Source organism: Flavobacterium bomense (genome assembly GCF_003970355.1).
In genome coordinates, this window is the sequence record NZ_RYDJ01000182.1 from 1 (window position 1) to 1,188 (window position 1,188).

Genomic DNA, 1,188 nt, shown 5'->3' on the forward strand with positions numbered 1-1,188 from the left:
TGGATTCATATGAGTATCAATTCCATAAACGATATCTTCCTTTTTTAGATATATAAATGTTCCAAAAAGACGATCCCAAACCGAAAAAATATTACCATAATTACTATCTGTATAAGGTAATTTATAATGGTGATGCACTTTGTGCATATTGGGCGAAACTATGAAATAACTCAAAAAAGAGTCGAATTTTTCTGGAAGAGCAATATTTGCATGAGTAAATTGGGGAGAAAGAACCGAAATGGTTTGGTACAAGAAAACTATCCACATTGGACTTCCAACAATAAATATACCCAAGATGGTAAAGGTAAATCTAATGACACTTTCCCCCGGATGATGCCGATTTCCCGTGGTGGTATCTATCCAAGTATCCGTGTGATGAATTAGGTGAAAACGCCATAGAAATTTGACCTTATGCTCAATTAAATGCACTAAATAAGCTCCAATAAAATCTAATAACAGCAAACCTATTAAAGCATAAAGCCACAAAGGCATCGCTGGCAACCATTGCAAAACACCAAAATCATTAGCAATTGTCCAATCTGAAGTGGCTAATAATAAAAAGGCTAAAGCAAAATTGATAGCTATAGTTGTAAACGTCATAAAAAAATTAATTCCTGCGTGTTGCCATTTTTTATAACTAAAACTAAAAAGAGGAAAAGCATTTTCGATTAGCCAAAAAATAGTAATTCCACCAACCAGAATTAGACTTCTATGCAAGGAAGGAATTGTAGAGAAATAAGCAATAATTTCATTCATATGTTGATATTTATTGTTTTTTATCGGTCATATGTAATTCGCATATTATTAATGACTTTGAGATTAACTATCGGTTATGCACATTTCATAATCAACTATTTTGCTTCAAATCTACTGTTTTTTTCGAATTTCCTATTCAATTACACGAAATGTTAGATTGATTCGTGAACTAATTATTTTTGAAGTTTTTGGAATTTGATGCTTCCAGAAGTGTTGAGTTGCTCCCTTCATTATCAATAAACTACCGTGTTCCAAGGGGATGTTTTGTTTTAAATTCGAAATCGTATTGTGCTTCAATTGAAAAATTCTTTCTGTTCCAAAGCTTAAGGAGGCAATTATTGGATTGAAGCCCAATTCTTTTTCGTTATCGGCATGCCAACCGTTGCTATCTTTTCCATCGCGATATAAATTGAGTAAAACTGTGGTGAATTT

At 32.7% G+C, this 1,188-nt stretch carries 2 protein-coding genes; both read right to left on the reverse strand.

Translation table 11 applies throughout. The features are described 5' to 3' along the window. On the reverse strand, nucleotides 1-756 hold a 756-nt coding region (locus tag EKL98_RS16580; protein ID WP_148104457.1), incomplete at its 3' end, for a sterol desaturase family protein. A 132-nt stretch (nucleotides 757-888) separates the two neighbouring features. Continuing rightward, nucleotides 889-1,188, reverse strand: a 300-nt coding sequence (locus EKL98_RS16585; RefSeq protein WP_148104458.1) for an alpha-ketoglutarate-dependent dioxygenase AlkB family protein, incomplete at its 5' end; no start/stop codon positions are given.